Origin of the sequence: Burkholderia sp. Se-20378 (assembly GCF_017104665.1) — a bacterium.
Lineage (GTDB): Bacteria > Pseudomonadota > Gammaproteobacteria > Burkholderiales > Burkholderiaceae > Burkholderia > Burkholderia lata.
Window position 1 is genome coordinate 1 of sequence record NZ_JAAGPG010001147.1, and the last position, 1,016, is coordinate 1,016.

The window sequence follows — 1,016 nt, forward strand, 5'->3', positions numbered from 1 at the left end:
CGACCTGCGCGCCCGCCTGCGCCAGCGCGACCGCGCACGCGCGCCCGATTCCGCTCGACGCGCCCGTGACGAGTACCCGCGTACCGCCGAAATCGAATCGTGTCTTCACGATGGCGTGTGCAACCCGTGCATGATCGGTTTGAGCGCCGGATACAGCGCCGTGTAGAGCGCAAAGCGCGTCGCATAGGCTTTCGCGCGTTCGGCATCGGGCCGCGCGCGCTCGACGAGCGTGACCCATCCGCCTTGCGCGTCGTCGTGCGACACGAGCCCTGCGCCGACGCCCGCGAGCAAGGCGGCCCCCATCGCGGCTTCGACGTCCTGCTCGATCGTCCACACCGGGAAGCCGGTCACGTCCGCGATGATCTGCATCCATAGCGCCGAATGCGCAGCCCCGCCCACGACGATCAGCCGGTCGTCGAGCGCAGCCGCGCCGCGGCGGCCAGCCTCGATGTTGTGCCGCAATGCGAACGCGACGCCTTCGAGCACCGCGCGATACAGGTGCGCACGCGTATGCGCGAGACTCAGCCCGATAAATGCGCCGCTCGCCTTCGCGTCCCACACGGGGCTGCGCTCGCCCATCAGGTACGGCAGGAACAGCACGCCGTCGGCGCCCGGCGGCACGCTTTCGGCCGCTTCCTCGAGCAATACGTGCGGATCGCCGTGCGGCAGCAGGCGTGCCGCATCGATTTCCGCGTGACAGAACTGGTCGCGAAACCACGCGACCGACGCGCCGGCCGTGATCGCGCCGCCGAACACGTACAGGTCGCGCTGCCCGTTGAACACATGCGGCATGCTGACGAGCCCGTGACGCGCATCGACGTGCCGGCTCACGTAGCCCCAGCACATGCTGGTGCCGATCATCGCGACATGCTGCCCCGCGCGCGTCGCGCCGGCCGCGCACGTCACCACCGCCGCCTCGCCCCCCCCCGCCACGACGGGCGTGCCCGCCGGCAGCCCGCGCTGCCCCGCCCATTTCCACAGCACCCCGCCCCCCTAGTCCGTCCATTCCACCAACC

The 1,016-nt window shown here is 70.9% G+C and carries 1 protein-coding gene and 1 pseudogene; both read right to left on the bottom strand.

Annotated features, from left to right (window positions below; all coding sequences use genetic code 11):
• The coding region (locus G3N93_RS41975; RefSeq protein ID WP_307873461.1) for an SDR family NAD(P)-dependent oxidoreductase at positions 1-109 on the bottom strand (109 nt) is incomplete at its 3' end.
• Positions 106-966: pseudogene (locus tag G3N93_RS40665) on the bottom strand (FGGY-family carbohydrate kinase); the annotation flags it as partial. The pseudogene G3N93_RS40665 and the gene G3N93_RS41975, both read right to left, overlap by 4 nt.
• Positions 967-1,016: the final 50 nt, after the last annotated feature.